General features: G+C 39.8%; 19 protein-coding genes and 1 other annotated feature. Of the genes, 3 read left to right on the top strand and 16 right to left on the bottom strand.

Annotated elements, in window-relative coordinates:
• Positions 1-5 precede the first annotated feature (5 nt).
• A complete protein-coding gene (locus tag ACQKII_RS09085; protein ID WP_427458455.1) occupies positions 6-1,220 on the bottom strand; it encodes a metallophosphoesterase family protein in 1,215 nt (404 codons plus the stop codon).
• Between the two features lie 277 nt (positions 1,221-1,497).
• Here ACQKII_RS09085 and ACQKII_RS09080 point away from each other — a divergent pair, with 277 nt between their 5' ends.
• The gene (locus ACQKII_RS09080; RefSeq protein ID WP_427458453.1) at positions 1,498-1,683 is read left to right on the top strand and encodes a YhzD family protein; all 186 of its coding nucleotides are present in this window, start codon (positions 1,498-1,500) and stop codon (positions 1,681-1,683) included.
• A 116-nt stretch (positions 1,684-1,799) separates the two neighbouring features.
• Here ACQKII_RS09080 and ACQKII_RS09075 read toward each other — a convergent pair whose 3' ends face one another.
• Positions 1,800-2,582, bottom strand: a complete 783-nt coding sequence (locus tag ACQKII_RS09075; RefSeq protein WP_427458451.1) for an enoyl-CoA hydratase — start codon at positions 2,580-2,582, stop codon at positions 1,800-1,802.
• A gap of 139 nt (positions 2,583-2,721) precedes the next feature.
• Between ACQKII_RS09075 and ACQKII_RS09070 the strand changes: the two genes are divergently transcribed.
• The gene (locus tag ACQKII_RS09070; protein WP_427458450.1) at positions 2,722-3,681 is read left to right on the top strand and encodes a rhodanese-related sulfurtransferase; all 960 of its coding nucleotides are present in this window, start codon (positions 2,722-2,724) and stop codon (positions 3,679-3,681) included.
• 515 nt (positions 3,682-4,196) lie between these two features.
• On the opposite strand, the gene ACQKII_RS09065 is transcribed toward ACQKII_RS09070, so the two are convergent.
• Positions 4,197-5,849, bottom strand: a complete 1,653-nt coding sequence (locus ACQKII_RS09065) for an FAD-binding dehydrogenase (RefSeq protein WP_427458449.1) — start codon at positions 5,847-5,849, stop codon at positions 4,197-4,199.
• Between the two features lie 408 nt (positions 5,850-6,257).
• Positions 6,258-6,502: a binding site (T-box leader), on the top strand.
• A 161-nt stretch (positions 6,503-6,663) separates the two neighbouring features.
• Here ACQKII_RS09065 and serA point away from each other — a divergent pair.
• A complete protein-coding gene (gene serA, locus ACQKII_RS09060) occupies positions 6,664-8,271 on the top strand; it encodes a phosphoglycerate dehydrogenase (RefSeq protein WP_427458448.1) in 1,608 nt (535 codons plus the stop codon).
• Positions 8,272-8,723: 452 nt separating this feature from the next.
• On the opposite strand, the gene ACQKII_RS09055 is transcribed toward serA, so the two are convergent.
• From ACQKII_RS09055 to ACQKII_RS08995, 13 genes are all read right to left on the bottom strand, one after another.
• Entirely contained in the window at positions 8,724-10,199 is a 1,476-nt protein-coding gene (locus tag ACQKII_RS09055; protein WP_427458447.1) for an aldehyde dehydrogenase, read from the bottom strand.
• Positions 10,200-10,212: 13 nt separating this feature from the next.
• Positions 10,213-10,410 carry a 4-oxalocrotonate tautomerase gene (locus tag ACQKII_RS09050; protein WP_427458446.1) on the bottom strand — a complete coding sequence of 66 codons (198 nt, stop codon included), beginning with the start codon at positions 10,408-10,410 and terminating at the stop codon, positions 10,213-10,215.
• Between the two features lie 17 nt (positions 10,411-10,427).
• Positions 10,428-11,219 (bottom strand): 2-keto-4-pentenoate hydratase, encoded by a 792-nt coding sequence (locus ACQKII_RS09045; RefSeq protein WP_427458445.1) that lies wholly within the window; start codon positions 11,217-11,219, stop codon positions 10,428-10,430.
• Positions 11,216-12,244 (bottom strand): 4-hydroxy-2-oxovalerate aldolase, encoded by a 1,029-nt coding sequence (gene dmpG / locus ACQKII_RS09040; protein WP_427458444.1) that lies wholly within the window; start codon positions 12,242-12,244, stop codon positions 11,216-11,218. The genes ACQKII_RS09045 and dmpG overlap by 4 nt, the downstream gene beginning before the upstream one ends.
• A gap of 6 nt (positions 12,245-12,250) precedes the next feature.
• Positions 12,251-13,135 carry an acetaldehyde dehydrogenase (acetylating) gene (locus tag ACQKII_RS09035; RefSeq protein ID WP_427458443.1) on the bottom strand — a complete coding sequence of 295 codons (885 nt, stop codon included), beginning with the start codon at positions 13,133-13,135 and terminating at the stop codon, positions 12,251-12,253.
• A 2-nt stretch (positions 13,136-13,137) separates the two neighbouring features.
• The gene (locus tag ACQKII_RS09030; RefSeq protein ID WP_427458442.1) at positions 13,138-13,926 is read right to left on the bottom strand and encodes a 2-keto-4-pentenoate hydratase; all 789 of its coding nucleotides are present in this window, start codon (positions 13,924-13,926) and stop codon (positions 13,138-13,140) included.
• A 10-nt stretch (positions 13,927-13,936) separates the two neighbouring features.
• A complete protein-coding gene (locus tag ACQKII_RS09025) occupies positions 13,937-14,416 on the bottom strand; it encodes a flavin reductase family protein (protein ID WP_427458441.1) in 480 nt (159 codons plus the stop codon).
• A gap of 264 nt (positions 14,417-14,680) precedes the next feature.
• Positions 14,681-15,646, bottom strand: a complete 966-nt coding sequence (locus ACQKII_RS09020; RefSeq protein ID WP_427458440.1) for a catechol 2,3-dioxygenase — start codon at positions 15,644-15,646, stop codon at positions 14,681-14,683.
• A gap of 25 nt (positions 15,647-15,671) precedes the next feature.
• Positions 15,672-17,210 carry a 4-hydroxyphenylacetate 3-hydroxylase N-terminal domain-containing protein gene (locus ACQKII_RS09015; RefSeq protein ID WP_427458439.1) on the bottom strand — a complete coding sequence of 513 codons (1,539 nt, stop codon included), beginning with the start codon at positions 17,208-17,210 and terminating at the stop codon, positions 15,672-15,674.
• 169 nt (positions 17,211-17,379) lie between these two features.
• The gene (locus ACQKII_RS09010) at positions 17,380-19,164 is read right to left on the bottom strand and encodes a XylR N-terminal domain-containing protein (protein WP_427458438.1); all 1,785 of its coding nucleotides are present in this window, start codon (positions 19,162-19,164) and stop codon (positions 17,380-17,382) included.
• A gap of 338 nt (positions 19,165-19,502) precedes the next feature.
• Entirely contained in the window at positions 19,503-20,291 is a 789-nt protein-coding gene (locus ACQKII_RS09005) for an HAD family hydrolase (protein ID WP_427458437.1), read from the bottom strand.
• Between the two features lie 260 nt (positions 20,292-20,551).
• A complete protein-coding gene (locus ACQKII_RS09000) occupies positions 20,552-20,812 on the bottom strand; it encodes a DUF3006 domain-containing protein (RefSeq protein ID WP_427458435.1) in 261 nt (86 codons plus the stop codon).
• Entirely contained in the window at positions 20,799-21,977 is a 1,179-nt protein-coding gene (locus ACQKII_RS08995; protein ID WP_427458433.1) for an MBL fold metallo-hydrolase, read from the bottom strand. The genes ACQKII_RS09000 and ACQKII_RS08995 overlap by 14 nt, the downstream gene beginning before the upstream one ends.
• Between the last annotated feature and the right edge of the window lie 44 nt (positions 21,978-22,021).

Here is a 22,021-nt window from a genome sequence, read left to right as displayed (position 1 = left end):
GTCTTTCACGCCCTTTGAATTTCATCTGCTAATAACGATTGTGCGTTAGACTTTAAATGTTCGAGATCTTGCTCAGTTAGAGGTTCGACAAACCGTGCACCACCCGCATGCTGGTACAAATCCTTTAATATATCTTTCCACGCTGTAAGGTCCCATTGCTCCATTAAATTTATCACAGATTCAGTAGCGGCAGTCGGCTCATAAGGCGTTGTATTTCGATGATACATAAGTTTTTGTACCCAACACATCGGCTCGATACCGTCCGCTGCCTCTCGAATAGTTTCAAGCCAAGCATCTACCGTAGCATGTTCAAATAAGGCTTCTGCCTGTTCATCAACATTTTTCAAATGCAATTCTACTACAGATGCACCGTATTCTTGACGATTTAGAGCTAGTGCCGCCTCACATTTTGCAAGTAATTCATTTGCATGAAAAACCCCATTACAGTCAACCTCTACTGTGTTATAGACAACTGCAGAAGTTGGCACAAACGTCAATTCAGCCGAAACTTGTGATAATGTCACATCATAAAAACCCTTGAATCCTTGCTCCTTTCGATGGCGACTTTGAATATTCCCTGGATATACGATTGGCGGCTCTTTGTGTAAAAGCTGACGCTTATGAATATGACCAAGCGCCCAGTAATGATAGTTTTTTTCTAGAAGTTGTTCTTTTTTAAATGGGGCATACACAGCATGTGTTGTATCACTAGATTCACTGCCATGCAACATGCCGATATGAATAGCATGTTGATCATTTGCATTGGGGTAACTGTCAATCATCGATTCCTTTATATGTCGTTCACCATAGCTAAAACCATATATATTGACCTGTTGACCACGTATTTTTAATTGTACAACACTCGTTTCAGCTGGTAATTCATACACATTGCTAGGTAATACGAAGCGTGTCCATGAGCCATTTAAGTGATCGTGATTACCATAGCTTAAAATAACCGGTATGTTGTGTTGAAATAGTACTTCCATCCCCTCTTGAAAACGTCTTTGTGCTTGTAAGCTGCGATGTTCCCCATCATAGAGATCACCAACAATTAGTAAAAAGTCAGGCTTCTCATCGATTGCCTTATGAATAATTTTCTCGAAAGCCTCAAATGTACTTGTACGTATTTTTTTTAGATTTTGCTCTGGTAAACCAAATAAACCCTTAAACGGGCTATCCAAATGTAAATCTGCCATATGGAAAAAACGAATTGCTGTCATCCAATCACCTCAAGTAATAGATAAATTACGCCTTGGCGCAATTATGTAAGTACAAATTAAGTAGAACTTATTATGAATATTGCCAAAAGCGAATATTTGTTCTATTTTATCATAATTCATGCTAGATGAAAAAGAATACAATGATATTTCTTCTTACTTTTATAACAATATTTCCACATTTTTTATAAATTATCAAAATATTCGCTAGTTATACCGTGAAGTTTATAATTCTTCTATGTATAATAGAAATATCTTCAAATAAAGGGTGGGGTTGAGTATGGAGAATTACCGTTTTACAGCTTTTGAAAAAACAGGGCAAACATTATTTGATGAAACGTGGACATTTGAAAACGATGAAACCGCAAAAATAAGCGGTCAACTGCAAATCGAAGAAAAAGGCGTTGCTGAAAAAACACATCGACTGGTTAATGCATCTGGTAAATTAATCTTATTCCATGTTTAAATTGGAATAAGGAAAGGCACGTAGCAAACAATGCTATGTGCCTTTTAATATTTATCATTAAAACTAAAAGTGAAGCATTAGTAAAAGATACAATTATACCACGGCATAATTGCTATTTATTTGCCTACAAAGACAGGCATTCTTTTTTCCACAAACGCATGGACTCCTTCAAGGTGATCGACTGTTTTGCGCATAGCGGATTGCCCTTCTGCTTCCATCTCTAAAATACGCTCCAATTGCGATAAATTTTGCGCATGTAGTATTTTTTTTGTAGTGATCATAGATACAATTGGAGACGCAAGCATTTTACCTACAAGTTGGTCAGCCATTGCAAAAACAGTACCCTCTGGGGCAACATAATCAATTAGGCTCGCTTCTTGGGCTTCCTTTGCTGATAGCACTTTGCCTTCCCATATCAGTTGTTTTGCCTTCACATTGCCGACACGTTCCTTCATGAAGAAATGACCACCACCATCAGGAATTAACCCAATTCCAATAAAATTCATAGCAAGTTTGCTTTTTTCGCATGCAACAACTATATCTGCTCCAAGCGCTAAGCTAAAACCTAAACCTGCCGATGCGCCATGAACTGCCGCAATCACAAGCATAGGCAGTTGGTAATAAGCCTTCACAATCCGTGTTAAATATACCATCGCTTCATTAATATCAAGTGGCTTATTTGGGTCTACCATGGCCTTTATATCACCACCAGCGGAAAAGACTTTCCCTTCACCACGAATAACTAAAACCTGTATTTCTTGCTCTTGTTGAAGTGCTTCAAAACATTCTGCTAATTCCCGCATCATTACATCATCCATCGCATTCATGGCCTGCGGTCGATTTAGCGTTAACGTAGCGCGACGCTCTAATTTTTCTAATGTAATTGTTGTAAATCCCATGTTCTACACCCCCGAATATGAATAGTCATTCACTATGTACTATTCGTGTTTTTTTTGAAAAATCCTTCTACCCTACGCAAAATAGCACTTGTTATGCTATATTTAATGACGAATAATGGATTAAAGGTGGTAAATCGTTGTGACTCAAAAGGACTATCGTGTATTACTTTTTTATAAATATATAGCAATCGAAGACCCAGTAGCATTTGCAGCAGAGCATTTAGCTTTATGCAAAGAAATCGGACTGCTCGGTCGTATTTTAGTTGGCATAGAAGGCATTAATGGCACTGTTTCTGGTACTGTAGAGCAAACAGCGGCCTACATGAATCATATGAAAGCAGATGCTCGTTTTAGCGATATTATGTGGAAGATTGATGAAGCAGAAGGACATACCTTTAAAAAAATGCATGTCCGTCATCGTCATGAAATTGTACATTTGGGCTTAGAAAATGACATTAATCCGTTAGAAATAACAGGAGATTATTTAACGCCAATGGAATTCATGACACGTATACAAGAGGACAATACAGTTGTTATTGATGCACGCAATGATTATGAGTTTGACTTAGGGCATTTCCGTGGAGCAGTGCGCCCTGATATTGAGAACTTCCGTGATTTACCTGCTTGGATGGAGGAACACAAGGAAGATTTTGCTGGCAAGAAAATATTAACTTATTGTACAGGTGGTATTCGTTGTGAAAAGTTTTCTGGCTGGTTGAAACGCGAAGGATATGGAGAAAGTGTCGGCCAATTACATGGGGGTATCGCAACTTATGCGAAAGATTCTGAGGTAAAAGGACGGCTATGGGATGGGCAAATGTTTGTCTTTGATCGCCGTCGCAGTGTACCAATTAATCAGGTAGAGCATGTAGTTGTCGGAAAAGATTACTTCACGGGCGAGCCGACAGAGCGCTATACAAACTGCGCTAACCCTGATTGCCATAGATTAATGCTGTGCGAAGAAAAACACGAAGCATTTTATATGCGTAGCTGTTCAGACAATTGCCGTCGTGCTGAACGTAACTTCTTCGTTGAGGAAAACGGATGGACAAAAGAGCAAGTTGAAGATCAGATTGCAAAGATTTCATCTACAAAATAATTGCTCACTGAGTGCAGTCTGATGATTAATAAGAAAAAGCATCTTCCTGGCGGAGATGCTTTTTTGCACTGTATATGACAACATTTGTGACAAGTATTCTATATTAGATTTAGAGCGACATACGCATCCAATTGAACTTTCAATTACTCCTTAAGAGAGAAATGGGGCGGGGCTCGGCTTACCTGAGCGATAACTTAACTTAGCTTACCTGAGCGTTACTCACCTTCACCTGAGCGGGAAACCGGCTTACCTGAGCGTTACTCACCTTCACCCGAGCGAAAACTCGGCTTACCTGAGCGTTACTCACTTTCACCCGAGCGATAACTCGGCTCACCTGAGCGGTAATCCTCTCCACCCGAGCGATAACTCGGCTCACCTGAGCGTTACTCACTTTCACCTGAGCGATAACTCGGCTCACCTGAGCGGTAATCATCTCCACCCGAGCGGGAAACTGGCTTACCTGAGCGTTACTCACTTTCACCCGAGCGATAAGATACCGCCTGCTATTACAGTTTTTATTTATCAGATGCTAAATATCGGCCAACTTGTCGGCCACTAAATAGGCATCCCCCAACAAATGTACCTTCTAACGCGCGATAGCCATGCACACCGCCCCCACCAAAGCCACTGACTTCTCCAGCTGCGTATAATCCTGGTACAGGCTCACCATCCATGCCGATTACAGCACCATCTAAATTCGTCTGTAAACCGCCTAATGTCTTACGCGTCAATATATTTAACCTCACTGCAATAAGAGGCCAATTATTGGTATCTAAAAATTTATGTGGTTTCGCAACACGAATAAATTTATCTCCTACATAATTTCTTGCACCTTGAATGGCAGTTAGCTGTAAATCCTTCGTGAACTTATTGTCCATTTCTCGGTCTCTGGCTAAAATTTGCTCCTTTATTTTCATAAAATCGAGGAGCTCATTGCCGGCAAGCTTATTCATCCCATCGACTAGTTCCTTTAAATCGTAGGCAATAACAAAATCCTCACCATGATTCTTGAAGGCTTGAATCGACTTAGGTGGGCCAGGCAATATACGTTTTAATACTTCACGAATACTTTTATTTGTTAAATCAGGATTTTGCTCAGATCCCGATAATGCAAACTCTTTTTCTATAATTTTTTCTGTCAATATAAACCACGAATAATCATAACCTATCTTCTGAATAGCTTCTAACGTACTTAACGTATCAAATCCTGGAAAATTCGGAGCCCCAAAGCGATTCCCCTCTGCATCAAACCATAAAGAAGAAGGCCCTGGCAAAATACGAATACCATGATTTGGCCAAATAGGATCCCAATTTTTCAAGCCCTCTGTATAATGCCACATGCGGTCACGATTGACGATGCGTCCACCTGCATGCTCGGTAATCTCTAACATTCGGCCATCTACATATGCAGGCACTCCACAAACCATATTTTTCGGAGGTGTGCCGAGACGCTCTGGCCAATTTTTCCGTACTAAATCTATATTTGCACCAATGCCACCACTCGCGACAATAACTGCAGTTGCTTCATACGAGAATTCACCAATACCAAGCCGGGAGCTCTTCTCTCCGCGCTGCGCAAAACTTTCGGCCAATATTGTACCACAAATGCCTGTAATTCGATTATCCTGTTGTATAAACTCATCTACACGATGTCTTGGCTTAAAGTCTAGAAGACCTGCTTTCATCGCCTTTTTTACCTTCTCAACGAAAGGCTTTACAATGCCGGGTCCAGTACCCCAAACAATATGAAACCGAGGAACCGAATTACCATGCCCCCCTGCTAATGAGCCCCCCCGTTCAGCCCAACCAACAACAGGGAAAAATTTAATGCCCAACGACTTGAGCCATTCATATTTTTCAACTGCAGCAAAATCGACATAAGCCCTCGCCCATTTCTTTGCCCATGAATCTTCATCTTCCAAACGGTCGAAGCCAGCCGTCCCTAACCAATCCTGCCATGCAAGCTCCTTACTATCCTTAATACCAAGCCTTCTTTGCTCAGGCGTATTCACCAAAAATACGCCACCAAATGACCAAAAAGCCTGACCTCCCATTGAATTTTCAGGCTCTTGATCTACTAACAGCACTTTTTTGTTCGCATCCACTAATTCACAAGCGGCAACTAGCCCCGCCAGCCCTGCACCGACAATTGCTACATCGTATTTCATGTTACACCCCCAAAAATCTAACTTTATTTACATACATTCTTCTCCTATCGTTGCTTTCCCTCCTATTTATTTCGAAAAAATGACAAAGGTGTGACAACATTAAAATGTTCGCGTTCCTAACCAAAAGAAAGTGAGTTTTATTCAGATAAACTATTTTATCCCAATTCAACCCTATGTTATTTTTATCATTCAAGTGTCGGTAAACGCCCATGCTAACCGCCTTACTAAATTTCGATAGCGCTTTCATTGTCCTCTCCCAAAAGACGAACTATTTTAATTCAATGACTAAAAATCGTTCGTGATTGGTTAATTTTCAGACTTTTGAAGTGAATTTTTTTAATCTTTTTCAGAAATATTGTTGACAAAGGTGAACAATAGGGATTATGATGTTATCAAATTTAATCACACAAAAATATAACGACGGAGACACGCTAGTCGCAAGAAAATCCAAAGAGAGCTGATGGTTGGTGTAAATCAGTGATTTCTACGATATAGTTCCACTCCTGAATAGATAAGCCGAACATCCAAAGTAAGCTTGTCCGTCACATGCACGTTACGCATATAGCTAAGACTGCAAGAAAGTGTCAAACATTTTCGGCAGTAATTAAGGGTGGTACCGCGAACCAATGTTTTTTCAGCCTTTCGCCCCTTACGACACAATGGGTGTGTTTGTAAGGCGCGGAAGGCTTTTATATTGTTTTCGAATAAGAAAGGAGATTGTTTGCATGCTATAAGATGTATCAATTTCGCAAATTTCAGACTGTCGTATATAGAAACCACCACTATCAATTTTATTTAAAAGGAGCTAATTACAATGACTACTGCTACAAAAACTATTAACGTATTTATCGCTGATCCACTAAGTGAAGATGGTATTTTCCCTCTACGCCAAGAAAAAGATTTAGATTTAAATGTTATTATCGACACAGGCCTTGCACCAGAGGAATTAATCGCAAAGATTGGTGATGTAGACGTATTACTAGTACGTTCTCAAACAACTGTGACACGTGAAGTCATCGAAGCGGCCAAGAATTTAAAATTAATCGGTCGTGCGGGTGTAGGTGTAGATAACATCGACCTTGCTGCTGCAACTGAACACGGTATTATTGTTGTCAATGCACCAGATGGTAACACAAACTCTGCTGCTGAACACACAATTGCGATGATGACTTCTCTTGCTCGTCACATTCCACAAGCGTTCAACACTCTTAAAAACGGAAAATGGGATCGCAAATCTTACGTTGGTGTTGAACTTAAAAACAAAACATTAGGTGTTGTCGGCTTCGGTCGTATCGGCGTAGAAGTAGCTTATCGTGCTAAAGGTCAACGTATGAATATTATGGCATACGATCCATTCTTAACAGATGAACGTGCAAAAGAGCTTGGTGTTACAAAGTCTACTGTTGAAGAAATTTGTGCTGCTGCTGATTTCATTACAGTACACACACCATTACTTCCTGAAACACGTAATCTCATCAATAAAGAGAAATTCGCTATGATGAAAGATGGCGTTCGCATCATTAACTGTGCACGTGGCGGTATCATCAACGAAGACGATTTATATGATGCAATCGTAGAAGGTAAAGTGGCAGGTGCAGCGCTTGACGTATTCGTTTCTGAGCCAGCAACAGATCATAAACTGCTTACTTTACCACAAGTAATTGCAACACCTCACTTAGGTGCATCAACGATTGAAGCACAAGAGTCTGTAGCAGTTGACGTATCAAATGACATCATTAAATTCTATAAAACAGGTACTGTAACAAACCCAGTAAACATGCCTTCAATTCCGAAAGAACTACTTGCACAGGTTGAACCTTTCTTCGAATTAGCAGAAAAACTTGGTTCATTCTTATCTCAAATAACGGCTGAACCAGTTAAAGAAATTAACTTATCATATGCTGGTGAAGTAGCGAACTATGATGTGCGTCCATTAACATCAAACGCATTAAAAGGTCTACTTTCTAAAAATCATGGTAATCATGTAAATGACGTAAATGCTCGTTACCTATCTGAACGTATCGGCATGAAAATTAACGAACACAAAACAACAACTGCTAAAGGCTTCACTAGCTTAATTACAATTGAAGTAAAAACAGCAAATGAAACACATACAGTTGCTGGTACATTATTAAACGGTCTTGGCGCACGTATTGTCAAAGTAGAAGATTATGTTGTTGACGTTGTACCACAAGGTCATCTTCTATATATTAAAAACACAGACAAACCAGGCGCAATTGGTCGCGTAGCAACAAAGCTTGCTGAAAAAGACATCAACATCGCAACCATGCAAGTTGGTCGTGCACAAGTTGGCGGAACAGCTGTTATGATGCTAACAGTCGATAATGTTGTTACAGAAGAAGATTTAACATTCGTTTCACAACTTGAAAACATCGACGAAGTAAAAGCGATTAACCTATAATTAATTTTAATTATTTCAGCAGAGAGTTTAGTACTCTCTGCTTTTTATTTTTGCTTAAAACTTCAAATATGAACAAACAATTAAAGAAGGTGCAGAACTCGCTTGGCTACGGCGAACTGCACGTAACCTTGCCTACGACCATTCACCAGCTTTTTTTCTATAGTAAATTTGCATGGCAGAGTACAGAGTAAATAAGCTAAAAATAATTGACGCATGTACGGTATTATTCATCAGGTAGATAAGCTTTTTTCTACATCTAATTGCAAGTACGATCGTCCAACTATGTATTGGACTTGGTTTTACTTTTCTATACATTTCGTTTAATGTACATTCTTGAATAACTGATGCTGTCCAATAACAATAATTTATTGGATGGCATTTTTGTTATGCCATAAAAAAAAGTATCCCAGAAAGTCTTCTGAGATACACCTACCGAAGTGAATGTTTGCCTCTCACTTCAATGCTATACAAATATTTTTTGCTTCCGTGAAAAATTCCAAGCTATGGTGGCCGCCTTCACGTCCTACTCCACTCTTTTTGAAACCTCCAAACGGAGCACGTAAGTCACGCACAAACCAGCAGTTTACCCAAATTGTACCTGCACGTACACCATGTGAAATGCGATGTGCACGCTGTAAATTTTCTGTCCACACTACTGCATTTAAACCGTACTCTGTACCGTTTGCAATTGCAAGTGCCTCTTCCTCTATATCAAACGGGATAATCGTAACGATCGGACCGAAAATTTCCTCTTGGCAAATGCGAGCTTGTGGATTTTCTTGTAAATAGATTGTCGGTTGCAAGTAATAACCTGTACTTAAATGTACGGGTAACTCAGGACGTTCGCCCCCGTAAATAAGTGTAGAATTTTCATATTCAGCGATGCTTAAATAGCTGGTCACCTTATTATAATGTGCTTCACTTACGACTGGTCCCATATTCGTTTTGGAGTCCTGGGGATCGCCAACAACTAATGCCGCAGCCGCTTCTTTAAAACGTGTAAGGAATTCATCTAAAATGGTACGTTGCACTAAAATACGTGACCCAGCTAGACAAACTTGACCGGAATTCATAAAGGCTGCCTGAATCGATACAGGGATGGCTTTGTCTAAATTCGCATCTTCAAAAATTATATTTGCTGCCTTACCGCCTAATTCAAACGAAACTTTTTTCAACGAATCAGCACCATTTTTCATAATCGCTTTCCCTGTCGTTGTTTCTCCCGTAAAGGAGATTAAATCGACTTCAGGATGTGTCGTCATAAATTCTCCGGCTGATTGTACCCCAAAACCATGAACAACATTGACAACGCCGTCGGGAATACCCGCCTGCTTTGCAATTTCACCAAGTAACGATACAGTTAATGGTGTAATTTCTGCCGGTTTTATTATTGCTGTGTTCCCTGAAGCTAAACATGGCCCAAGCTTCCACGTTGTTAGCATAAACGGTAAATTCCATGGTGTAATTAATGCGGCAACCCCAACTGGCTCATAGCGCGTGTAATTTAAATAAGCATCATCCATTGGGTATACCTCGCCACCTTGGTGTTCCATAAAGTCAGCAAAAAATTTCAAATTTTCTGCGGCGCGAGGAATTTCCCGTTCTAATGCTACCTGATAGGGTTTACCTACATCCAATGCCTCTAAGCGCGCTAACTCTTCCTTGCGTTCAAGGATAATCTCTGCCATTCGACGAATTTTCGCACAACGCTCAGATAATGGCATTGTACGCCAGGGTCCTCCTTCGAAAGCTTGCCGCGCTGCTTCACACGCACGATCTACATCTTCAAAGCTTGCTTCATGAACCTTTGCAATTATTTCCTGAGTTGCAGGATTTTTCACCTCGAACATTGTTTGAGAAGAAGATTCTACATATTCCCCATTTATAAATAGCTTTACTTCCCTCAATTTCGTTTGTGTATTCCCCATGATAGACCACTCCTTATTCTTCATTTTGTCGACGTTGTATGGACCTTCCTGCAATTCCCCAATGTGAACTTGGGATTTCATTTAAGCACACACGAACCGTCTCAAGTGGTGCCTCTAAGACCGATGAAACTGTTTTACTTACTTCTTCAATTAACCGTTCCTTTTGTTCAGATGTACGGCCTTCAATGAACGTTACTTGGATAAATGGCATCTCGACTTCCTCCTTATCTATGGCTCTACTTGAACTGATAATGATTCCATTCCGTCAAAGCTTACAGTAAAGCTGTCTCCTGCACGCATTGTTGCAGAGCCTGTTAACGCGCCACTTAGCACTACATCCCCCGCTTGAATGTGTTGTCCACGGGCGATTAATTTATTTGCCATCCACGCAATGGCACGTGCTGGATGCCCCATAACCGAACCAGCTGTACTCGTCGCAAATATTTCATCATTTTGCGTGAAAATACAGCCCATATTCACAAGATCCACTTCATTTACCGCATATTTTTGCGAACTCACTATGTAACGCGAGGAAGAAGAGTTATCAGCAATCACATCCGGTAAAGTAAAATTGAAATTCAAATAGCGACTATCGATAATTTCCATTGCAGGTGCAATATACTCAGTTGCTGCCAGCACCTGCGCAACAGTTACTACTGGACCAAGTAAATCCTGCTTAAATACAAAGGCAATCTCTGGCTCAATTTTTGGATGAATGAAGGATTTTAATGAGATTGGCTGTTGTGCGTCTAATGCCATGTTCGCCAATAGTACACCGTAGGAAGGCTCATGCACACCCATCATCTGCTGTTTAGCCTTACTCGTTAAGCCTAGCTTTATTCCTGAAATTTCTGTTTGCTCTTGCTTACACTTTAAGTCAATTAATTTATCTTGAATATCGTAGGCTGTTTCCACTGTTAACGTTGGATATTGATCGACAAACTTTGTGACCTCATATACATCCCGCTCTGCTTGATACAACTCATACGCAATTTGGTCCAGCGTATCGGTTTTCATCATCGCTCGTTCCCTCCATCTCTACTAGCAATATCACGAGCAATTTCTGCGATCAAATCCTCTTGCCCACCTACTGCTTTCATTTTGCCAAGCTCCACTAAAATTTCACGTTCCTCTACGTTATATTTTTTCGCTGCTTCCTGCGTAAATAATAAAAAGCTTGAATAGACACCTGCGTAGCCCATCATTAAACTAGAGCCTGTTATTTCCTGTGGGCGTGGCATAAATCGAGCAACTACGTCATTGGCAACATCTATTGTGCGATATAGATCAATCCCCGTTTCATAGCCAAGACGATTAAAAACAGCCACCATTACTTCCGTTTGTGTATTACCACTGCCAGCACCCAAACAGCGTAAACTACCGTCCACATACGTAGCACCTGCTTCGACCGCAGCCATCGTATTTGCCATGGCAAGTGATAAATTATTATGCGCATGGAAGCCAATTTCACAGGAAACATGTGATTTTAGCGCAGCTACTCGTTCCTTGACCTCATGAGGCAGCATGGCACCTGCTGAGTCCGTCACATAAATGATTTCAGCACCGTAGCTTTCAAATAATTTCGCCTGTTCTACTATGACAGACGTTGGCGCCATATGTGCCATCATTAAAAAGCCAACTGTTTTCAACCCTAACTCTCGACTTAAGTAAATATGTTGACCAGCAACATTAGCCTCGGTCACATGAGTTGCCACACGCGCCATTTTAGCCCCAGCCTTCACTGCATTTTTCAAATCTTCCTTGATGCCAATACCAGGTAAAATTAAGATCGATATAGCCGAGTCACCACACTCTTCTCGCGCCGCTTCGATTAACTTCAGTTCATCCACTTTCGAAAAGCCATATTGTAAAGAAGAACCACCTAATCCATCCCCATGTGAAACTTCGAAGTACTTCACCTTTGCTTTCCCTAAACCTCGAGCTACATCTCGTACTTGCTGCTCTGTAAATGCATGGCGCATTGAATGACTGCCATCCCGCAATGTCACATCTAAAACTGTTAGTTGTTTTGTCAAATTACTCACCTCTGTTTAGTTTGACTTTACTGTTTCTTGTAGCTGCTTCGCAATTTCATTCCCTACTTGTAGCGCTGCTGCCGTCATAATATCAAGATTTCCTGAATACGTAGGAAAGAAATCCCCTGCCCCTTCCACTTCTAAAAAGACAGTTACCTGCTTGCCATCAAAAATCGGGGCACTTGTCATGCGATATCCAGGTACATATTGTTGGACAGCCCGCACAATCTCTTCAATAGCTTCAATAATTTCTTGTTCCTTATTACCTTCATTCACTAAAACATGCACAGTATCACGCATTATAATAGGTGGCTCAGCGGGATTTAAAATAATGATGGCTTTTCCCTTTTTCGCCCCTCCTAGTTCCTCTATTGCTTTTGCGGTTGTTCGTGTAAATTCATCAATATTAGCGCGTGTGCCAGGTCCTGCACTTTTACTTGCTACTGTTGCAACTATTTCTGCATATTCAACATTAGCGACTTGATTAATGGCATAGACAATTGGAATTGTCGCTTGACCACCGCATGTCACCATATTGACATTATCGATCGTCGCATATTTTTCTAAATTGGCACATGGCACAACAAATGGGCCAATAGCAGCTGGGGTTAAATCGACCATCTTTTTGCCAAGAGCAAGCACCTTCTCACTATGCATAGCATGTGCCTTGGCAGTTGTCGCATCGAACACAATATCAAAGAGCTCCGGACATGTAACTAAACCATCGATTCCATTGGTGATAGTAGGATAACCACGATCCTTAGCACGTTGAATCCCTTCTGAAGCAGGGTCAATTCCTACCATGACACTCATGGTTAAATAATCACTGCGCTCGATTTTATACATTAAATCCGTACCAATATTACCGGAGCCTAAAATCGCAACTTTCAATTTCGCCATCTTCATTTCTCCTCCTTCAGCCTAAACGTAGCGGACACAGCACCGAGATGAGCAAACTCTGCTGTAAACGTATCTCCATCCTCAATTGTTACAGCAGCTGTTAGTGCTCCCGCCAACACAAACTCACCAGCCTGCAAACCAATATGATATTTACTAAGCTTATTGGCTAACCACGCTACTGCATGTAATGGATTGCCCATTACAGCAGCGGCAGCCGCACTATCAAACAATTCGCCATTACGATAAACATTCATGCCAATATGCGGTAAATTGACATTTGCTAATTTCGTAGGCGTTCCACCAATAATCACCATGGCAGAGGAACCATTATCTGCAACCGTATCTTCAAAACGAATTTTCCAATCGGCTATGCGACTATCAATCACTTCTAGTGCAGGGACAATATAATCTGTCGCCTCAATAACATCCTCAACTGTAATATTTGGTCCTAATAAGTCCTTCTTTAAGACAAACGCAATTTCAAATTCCAACTTTGGCTCAATGAAATGATTGAGTGAGATTGTTGCACCATCAACCTCCACCATATCCGATAAAATATGACCATAGTCTGGCTCTGTTACATTAAATTGCTGCTGCATCGCCTTACTCGTTAAGCCAATTTTCTTACCAACAATTTTCTTACCCGCTTGTTGCTTTGTAGCAATTTGATGGAGTTGAATAGCATAAGCATCATCCACAGTTATTTCTGGCACAGTCGATGTAAGTGGCTCAATAGGTCGTTTCGTTTCCTCCGCTTCCTGTAATTTCTCTGCATATAGTTGTGTATCCATAGCCTACCTCCTAGATTTGCAATGTTGTCCCTACTGCCAGTGCACCGTATTGTCCATTAAAGAATAGTAATGGCTCACCGTCTTCTATATGAACGTTCTTCACGCGACCGATAAATAATGTATGATCCCCTTCAATATACATGCTTGCTACCTCACAGCTTACCTGTGCAATAGCACCTTCGATCGTCGGCGCACCTTGTAAATCCCCGAACTTCACATGACGTTTGTCTTTGATTTGGCCGGCAAATAACATGGATAGTTCTTGCTGTTGTGCAGATAAAATATTGACAGTAAATGTTCCACTTTGCTGAATATGCTCCAGCATAGAAGCTTTCTCACCAACCGAGATGACAACTAATTTAGGAGCAAGTGAAACAGACATGAACGCATTTGCCGTCATGCCATGAATATTACCATTGCTATTTGTGGTAATTACCGTAACACCTGTTGCAAATTTCCCCATCGCATTTCTGAATAGACGATCCTCCATTACATGACCTCCTTATGATATAAAGTGAAACTTCAATCAGTGGGGGTTTTCTTCATCCCCCACTGATTGTTAGTTGAACCAATCGGGCTTTTACGGTCAGTTGATCGACCACCTAGTAAACCTCGTTCTCATCTTTCCACTTGAGGTGGGCGTTTTACTGACCGTTAATGCGGGAGAAAGCTGTCTCAAATACTCTGAAAACGTATTTCAGACAGCATTGTAGAAACTTTCATCTTATTAATTGATTTTGCTACAATCGTTACACTATTTCACAGGCACTTTTACAGCTCGATCAGGTGTACCGTATAAGAAATATTCATTCGGTAGTGGTGAGCCATACCAAATAATTGCTTCGTCAAGCTCATCCTCACGCCATGTAATCGGCTTCCAGTCAGGATCAAAAATTAGATAGCCTGAATCACCAAATAATTCAACTCGGTTTCCACCAGGCTCCATTACATACATGAAGTACGCTTGACTCACACCATGTTTACCTGGCCCTGCTTCAATTTGAATACCATTTTCCACAAAAATATCTGCTGTATCCATTAAGTGCTGCGGATAGCCATACCAAAATGCAATATGATGGAAGCGGCCACTATTGCCCGTTTGATCGTTCATTAACGCTACCTCATGTACAAGTGGACTAACACTCATCCAGGCACCAATTTCTTCGTTATTGTTCAAAACAATTTGTTCACGTAACTTGAAGCCTAAATGCTCAGACATAAACTCGCGGTTTTTTGCTACGTCTCTACACATTAAATTGATGTGGTCTAAACGACGTGCAGGAACTCCCGTTAATGGACGTTTTTGTGGACGGCTTTTTAATAATGTTTTTTGATCTTCTGCTGGTTGGAAATAATCCACTTCCCATAAAATTTCTTGATTGTGACCATCTGGTGTGACAAATTGATAGGCACGCCCATGACCTAAATCGCCATCGATCCAGCCTTTTCCGAAGCCACTCTTTTCTAAAGATGCGACCCGACGCTCCAACGCCTCTGGTGAACTTGCACGCCATGCGGAATGGCCAAGACCCGCTTCTTTACCTTCTGTAAGCTTTAATGTGTGATGATAGAAATCCTCATAACCTCGTAAATATACGGATTGCCCTTCACGTGCTGTAATTTGAAGCCCCATATAATCGGTGAAAAACTTTAAGGATTCCTCTGGCTTTGGTGTAAAAAGTTCCACATGCGCTAATTGTGCTACATCAAAATTTGACATCAAATATTCCCCCTAATTGTTTGTATTATTTATTTGTGAAATAATTCACATCGTCTGGATTAACCCAAGTTGGGTCTGTCCAACCTGTTAAATCGTAATCTGCCATACATTGCTCAGCAAACGCTATAAACTCATCTGTTTTACCGCTTCCTTGTGCACCAAACAATGTTTGTAAGCGAATATCTTCATGATTTCCTGCATAATTACGTTCATATAATTCACTACGACCACCAAATTCAGTGCCAATCGCATCCCACAAAAGTTTTATTGTTTTAATTTTTTCGAGTGCCTCGATTCCATTTGAACCACGGTAGAGCTTATCTAATGTCGGACGGAATTCCTCATTTAAGAAATCTCTTGCACTAGATGGCTGTACGATTAAGTTGCCTGCTACAATCTGTTGAATAATGCCTTTAATCTTCGGCCAGCCTTCCTGCAAAAATACGCGATAGGCTAATCCACCACTTAAATTCGGAATAACGATGCCATTTTCTTTTTTCTCAGGATTCAATGCCATCGCATCACTTAATGACCAGAACATATGACGCCAAGCGATAATTTCCCCGATATGCACCTGTACACCGCGAAATTGATCCGTGCCCGCTGTCTTTAATGCCTTCAGCAATACACCAATAATAAAATCTAATTTTACTGCTAAGCGTGTAACACCTTGGAAAGTAAATCGATTAATGAAACCGCTTTCTACAAAGAATGAAGTTGTCTTTTGCATATCTTCATAAATTAAAATATTTTCCCACGGAATCAGTGCTTGCTCGAAGACAAGTACTGCATCATTTTCATCAAAGCGGCTACTTAGCGGATAATCAAATGGAGTGCCCATAACTGCAGACGTCATTTCATAGGATGCACGGCTTATTAGCTTTACGCCGGGTGCATCCATAGGTGCGATAAAAACAACAGCAAACTTTTTATCTTTAATCGGTAGACCATACGTTCCAACAAAATTGTAATTGGTGATAGCAGAACCTGTAGCGACCATTTTTGAACCACTAACGATTAAGCCTTCGTCTGTTTCACGTTCTACTTGAATAAAAACATCACCAACTTCATGAACATCTTTATGACGATCTACAGGTGGATTCACAATTGCATGATTAAAGAACCAATTGCGTTCTTGTGACTCTTTGTACCAACGCTTTGCATTTTCTTGAAAAGGTGAATAGTATTCAGGATTCCCTCCAAGGGTCGCAAGGAATGACGCTTTATAATCGGGTGTCCGCCCCATTTGCCCATATGTAAGGCGGGCCCAAGCAACAATAGCGTCTCGTCCTTGAATTAAATCATCCGCGCTACGTGCTGCACGGAAATACTTATGTGTATAACCTCCACTGCCTGTATCTGTTTCACAAGTTAAAATATCTTTGTATTGTGGGTCATGCATGGCATCATATAAACGTGAAATCGAACGTGCAGAATTCCGAAAAGCTGGATGTGTCGTGACATCCTTTACACGTTCACCATGTAACCAAATCTCTCGATTATCCTTTAAACTTTCTAAATATTCCTGCCCTGTCAATGGCTTCGTGACTTGCTGAACTACCATTCTCTTCCCCCCTCAATTATTTTTTCTTGTTTGACATGTCTATTTAAATTTAATACTTTTAGAATTTTTAGATAATTAACAAAAAGTATAGTATTCTCTTTGTTTTCTTTAAAATTTGAAAGGAATATATGCAAAAAACAGAAAAAAGCCAGCGAATTCGCTGACTTTTTCACTTTTTATTTTCTAGTGTTTTAATTGCATAATAGATTTTCAAAGCTAATTGACATCGGAAACGTCCATCCCCTGTACGCATATCTTCTTGCAATAATGATTCAATTTTTTCCATCCGGTATCGAAAACCTGGAATAGATAAATTTAGTGCCTTCGCTGTTTTATTGACATTTCCACTATGGTTTAAAAAGACCTCTAACGTATGGACCAGTGATGCATGATTTTGTTCATCATATGTTAATAACTGACCTAACACCTCTTCATAAAACTGTAAAAGCTCTCTAGGGTTTGTCGTTTTTAAAAAAAGCATGATATGTTGAAAGTTTTCATAAATAGCAGATTGGGTCTGTCGTGGTGCCGCATATTGTAAAAATTTACAAATTAGTCTTGCCTCGTTATAACTGTTTCCGATTTCTTCGAGCTTCTCAGCATTTTTCCCTACACCAATTTGGAATATAGATTGTTTAAATCGCTCTTTTAATCGTTTCGATAATATGTTGACAAAGTCCGACATATACTCGATATTCCGCTCACAATCTTCAAGAATAAGCAGGACTTCTTGATTTTTTATAAAGCATTCTACATTTAAATACTCTGTCATTAAAAAGCTATGCAAAGTTTCCTGCTCTTCGTGCTCAGACGTTATGACAATGACACGATTGTTTTTACTTGGGTCAAAATAAAAAATATTGCGAGCTTTTTTAATGAGTGCTTCTGTGGAAGATTGTCGACTCATGACTTCATCTAGAAAATCAGATTTTCTTTTCCACTGTGATTGAGCAATCTGTATTTGAGTATATAAATAAATTGAGAAAACCGTCACAGCGCGTTCAATAATCATTTCCTGTTCGCGTTTTAAATTATTATGGCAAAGAATCACTAACGTCCCAAGTTGTTTTTTCATGGTCATTATCTCGTATTCATGTCGGAACTCTTTTTTCTTACGACTTGCTTCTATATATAGTCGCTCATCATCCTCATGCATAAAATAATAGCCTATTGGCTTCATTAAGTATCTACGTTCTATTGTTACACTGCATTGAATCGCATCACTTAACAGATGTAAGAGTTGATTTAACGTATATCCTTCTAGCATTGCATGGGTCATTTGCTTATGAATGGTATCAGAATGTACGATAGAATTATTCAGCGTTTTTAACTCATTATACGTGGCATCTAATTCGTCCGCTAAGGAAGTATCTTGAAAATATCGTAGTATATCCAATTGCTCTGGTGTGGCATGTTCCTTCGTACGAACAACAAACTTACAATAATCATCGCATTTCCCACGACACTTTTCTTCAAAAACGACAATCTCTTTAGGATAGGTTTTTGCTAAAAAACCCGCTACATAACCGATTAATGTCCAGCATACACTTTCGTCACTAAAACCAAAATGTCGGACATGCTCCTCAGCCTCATAAGAATGGAACCACTTACCTTCCATTTCGAATTTATCGTCACTTATTTCCAATACATCAATTTGTACACTTACAACTCCCTCTAAAGTATGGATAGCTGCGCCAGCCCTTATCAACTCTTTTAACTCTTTCCAATTGTACATCTTTTCAATAGAGCCACCTGCACTGTAGCCGCATGCCCAACCATAGCGTAACAAAAAACCTTTTGCTCGCTCCATATTCAATGTTTGAATAATATCACGCCTAAAAAACCCAAGTGCCTCAGCTGATTTTAAAATCATCCGATTCCCATTGAACTTTATGATGCCTGAGCGTGGATTAATATCAATAGCATTTTCAAACACTAATCGGTTTGCCTTCATCCTATACACCCCCATAAACATGCATAATCATCGCTATGTTTCAAATAGTTCTTACCTTTCTATCTTTACAACGACAACATTTGTTCATTTTTTCTAAGTCAAATAAAAGCAGAGCGTGGACATGGAATAATATAAACATCCAAAATTATCACTAGATTCAAAGTGTTTACTTTTATTATCAATAGTAGTATACATTTATTTTTCAGACAATTCTTTTTATTGAAACGGACGTACTACACTCGGGCATATTTTGATAAAAATCTAAAATATTATAATAATTTTCTAAAAAAAAATGTACTAACCCTTTTCGAATTAGTACATTTCTCTGTAATATTTTGTTATAGCTTTTTTACAAGCTCTAATAACGCTGATAAAGATTCAACTTCATAAGTCGGTGTCACAACACCGTTCAACACATCGTTTTCACGGTTAATCCAAACATTGCGCATGCCAACACGAGAGGAACCTAAAATATCAGTATTTAAGTTATCACCAACCATTATTGCCTCGTCCGCTGTGATACCAGCCTTCTCAATCACATGCTCGAAGATAGATGCATCTGGTTTACCTTTACCAAAGTCGCCTGAAATAATGACATGGTCGAAGTATGGTGCGATTTCCGGTGTAATTTCTAGCTTTAAGTTTTGTAGGCTTGGTGCACCATTTGTTAGTAAGATGAGTTGATACTTTCCTTTCAGCTCATCTAAAACTGCAAAAGTATCTTCATATAAAAAAGGTGACACTTTACGCTCTGCTACAAAACGTTCCCCTAGTTCAGCTCCTAGCTTTGGATCGTCGATACCAAGAGCCGCTAGACCCTTTGTCCATGCCTCTGTACGATAACCTGGCACGATACCTTTCATTTTTTGGAAAGAGTCAGTTGCATCATCAAATGTTCCCCAAAGGCCTTCGAATGGGTTAATGCCGATTAACACCGTATAATCATATGTTTCATAGCCTTCATAAAGCGCACGTGCTTCTTTACGCACGGCTTCTTCTAAGTCAGTTGGATTTACCGTATGTACTGTTGTTGCATACTCGCACGTTTTTTCAAATGCTGTTTTTACAGATTTTTTGTCCCATAATAACGTATCGTCTAAATCGAAAATAATTGTATTAATTGACATTGTGTCAGCTCCTAGCTTCTTTTCTACTTGAACAAAAGGCATTCATACCGCTTATTTTAGCATATTTTCAGAATTGTTAGCATGGCATTTTGTGCACATTCCTGTTCCATCAAATGTTTTGTCTTTTCAAACTGTATCTTTAAATACAAAAAATGCGAGTAAAACAGTGTAGTGTTTTACTCGCATAACATAATGCTTTAACGAGATTGATCGTAGCAGGACAAACTTGATAGAATCTCGTACTTTGCAGGAAAAGTTCTTCAACTATCATGGTGATTATTTTTTCTGCGTAATCTTTCCATCAAACTTTGAATTTCAGCCTTTTTTTGCACTGTTTCTTCTTTTAAAATTTCGATATGGAATGCGTCACCAATTTCCTCTATAAGCACTCGGTCACCAGCTTGGATTGGCTTATCAATTGCAGCGACCGAAATACTAACTTGTTCTAATTCATCTGGATATTTTATAAAAATAGCATAACCATCCTCAATTCGGTCTAAAGTGTATTTAGTCGAGCTCACTAACAATATCCCCTTTCGCATTACGTAATTGTGCAGCATCTCCATCATTTAACCAAATTTGTCTCGTCGTCCATTTTAAATAATTTTGGCCCTCACGTGCATCAGTACCACTTGTTATATAAATTGTCTTACCAGGCTGTAATGTCACATTAGGAAAATTAAAAATTTGGTTGCCCTCAATTGAAACGAGCTGCCAATCTTTCAGTGCAACCGCTTCTGTACCGCTATTTTGAATAGCTACAATTTCATTTACTAAATCTTTGCTAATCAATTCTACTTCACCATTTTGAGTTGCCGATGTTGTGGCAACTGTTCCCGACCACTCTTTCGCACTTACATCATAGTTTACCCCATCTGTTGACACGATAACGGACCCAGTCTCAGCAGTGGCATAAATTTTACTACCAATCCCTTGTAAACGCTCTACAACCTCATCATGTGGGTGCCCATATTTATTGTCCTTGCCATAGCTCAAAACAGTTACTGCTGGATGCACTGCTTGAATAAAGCTTTGCGAGCTACTCGTATTGGAGCCATGGTGTCCTGCCTTTAACACTGTCGCTTTAACAGCCTGCGCTAGCATTTCCCTTTCTAAAGCGACACCCGCATCGCCCGTCAATAAAAATGATATATCTCCATAAATAAGTTTTAATACAATGGACGCATCGTTATTATCTGATGCCGATTCATCGGCGTTTAGCACGTTTATTGCTATTTTCTCATCAAGGGCAATATGGTCGCCTGTTTTCGGCACAGTATATGGAATATTTTTCGTATCAATAAGCGTTAGCATTTCTTCAAACGTTTGTGATGTATGTATTTTGCCTGAATCGTAAAATTGCTCAATTTCAAGCGCATTCAACACAGGGATCAATCCACCAATATGGTCAGCATCTGGATGTGTCGCCACCACAATATCGAGTTTTTTCACTCCCTGCTCCTTTAAATACGAAACAACCTGCGGACCAGCACCCTTGACACCCCCGTCAACAAGCATTGTTTTGCCATTTGGTGATTCAATAAAAATCGAGTCTCCCTGACCCACATCAATAAAATGCACCCGCATTTCATGTCCTGCTATTACTGGTTTTTTCTCCGTTTCCACCGGCATCGTACAACCAGATAATAATAGAATACAAAATAACCCTAAAATAAATTTTTTCATCTACTAACTTCCCTTCTATCATTCTATTATACAAAAAGTGCCGG

The sequence above is a fragment of the Lysinibacillus sp. NPDC048646 genome (assembly GCF_050272295.1).
Lineage (GTDB): Bacteria > Bacillota > Bacilli > Bacillales_A > Planococcaceae > Lysinibacillus.
Note: the sequence above shows the minus strand (reverse complement) of the source record. Positions and strands in the feature narration are given on the sequence as shown.

What these genes read in the sequence shown, in the direction of transcription:
- ACQKII_RS09085 (WP_427458455.1), bottom strand. Translation starts at nt 1,220, where the DNA reads ATGACAGCAATTCGTTTTTTCCATATGGCAGATTTACATTTGGATAGC.
- ACQKII_RS09080 (WP_427458453.1), top strand. Translation starts at nt 1,498, where the DNA reads ATGGAGAATTACCGTTTTACAGCTTTTGAAAAAACAGGGCAAACATTA.
- ACQKII_RS09075 (WP_427458451.1), bottom strand. Translation starts at nt 2,582, where the DNA reads ATGGGATTTACAACAATTACATTAGAAAAATTAGAGCGTCGCGCTACG.
- ACQKII_RS09065 (WP_427458449.1), bottom strand. Translation starts at nt 5,849, where the DNA reads ATGAAATACGATGTAGCAATTGTCGGTGCAGGGCTGGCGGGGCTAGTT.
- serA (WP_427458448.1), top strand. Translation starts at nt 6,664, where the DNA reads ATGACTACTGCTACAAAAACTATTAACGTATTTATCGCTGATCCACTA.
- ACQKII_RS09055 (WP_427458447.1), bottom strand. Translation starts at nt 10,199, where the DNA reads ATGGGGAATACACAAACGAAATTGAGGGAAGTAAAGCTATTTATAAAT.
- ACQKII_RS09050 (WP_427458446.1), bottom strand. Translation starts at nt 10,410, where the DNA reads ATGCCATTTATCCAAGTAACGTTCATTGAAGGCCGTACATCTGAACAA.
- ACQKII_RS09045 (WP_427458445.1), bottom strand. Translation starts at nt 11,219, where the DNA reads ATGATGAAAACCGATACGCTGGACCAAATTGCGTATGAGTTGTATCAA.
- ACQKII_RS09035 (WP_427458443.1), bottom strand. Translation starts at nt 13,135, where the DNA reads ATGGCGAAATTGAAAGTTGCGATTTTAGGCTCCGGTAATATTGGTACG.
- ACQKII_RS09030 (WP_427458442.1), bottom strand. Translation starts at nt 13,926, where the DNA reads ATGGATACACAACTATATGCAGAGAAATTACAGGAAGCGGAGGAAACG.
- ACQKII_RS09025 (WP_427458441.1), bottom strand. Translation starts at nt 14,416, where the DNA reads ATGGAGGATCGTCTATTCAGAAATGCGATGGGGAAATTTGCAACAGGT.
- ACQKII_RS09020 (WP_427458440.1), bottom strand. Translation starts at nt 15,646, where the DNA reads ATGTCAAATTTTGATGTAGCACAATTAGCGCATGTGGAACTTTTTACA.
- ACQKII_RS09015 (WP_427458439.1), bottom strand. Translation starts at nt 17,210, where the DNA reads ATGGTAGTTCAGCAAGTCACGAAGCCATTGACAGGGCAGGAATATTTA.
- ACQKII_RS09010 (WP_427458438.1), bottom strand. Translation starts at nt 19,164, where the DNA reads ATGAAGGCAAACCGATTAGTGTTTGAAAATGCTATTGATATTAATCCA.
- ACQKII_RS09005 (WP_427458437.1), bottom strand. Translation starts at nt 20,291, where the DNA reads ATGTCAATTAATACAATTATTTTCGATTTAGACGATACGTTATTATGG.
- ACQKII_RS08995 (WP_427458433.1), bottom strand. Translation starts at nt 21,977, where the DNA reads ATGAAAAAATTTATTTTAGGGTTATTTTGTATTCTATTATTATCTGGT.